This window comes from Cobetia sp. SIMBA_158 (assembly GCF_046566945.1).
Classification (GTDB): domain Bacteria; phylum Pseudomonadota; class Gammaproteobacteria; order Pseudomonadales; family Halomonadaceae; genus Cobetia; species Cobetia amphilecti.
Window position 1 is genome coordinate 1 of record NZ_JAWJYL010000640.1, and the last position, 258, is coordinate 258.

The following is a 258-nucleotide window of genomic DNA, read 5'->3' on the forward strand; positions in this document are numbered from 1 at the left end:
CGCGACGCCTCCCAAATGATTCGTTCCTGATCCGTGCCGACGAGCCGCGCGGTGCCGGCCTGGATCGCTTCCGGGCGCTCGGTCGTCTCGCGCGTGACGAGCACCGGCTTGCCGAGCGCCGGCCCTTCCTCCTGGATGCCGTCCGAGTCGGTGATGATGAAATGCGCGCGTGACATCAGGAATACGAATGAAAGATATTCCTGCGGATCGATCAAGTAAATGTTCGGCACGTCGCCGAGCAGCGCACGCGCCGGCTCG

General features: G+C 64.3%; 1 protein-coding gene. It reads right to left on the reverse strand.

Annotated elements, in window-relative coordinates; genetic code table 11:
• Nucleotides 1–258, reverse strand: a 258-nt coding sequence (locus R2R70_RS21385) for a UDP-N-acetylglucosamine 2-epimerase (RefSeq protein ID WP_410979107.1), incomplete at both ends; no start/stop codon positions are given.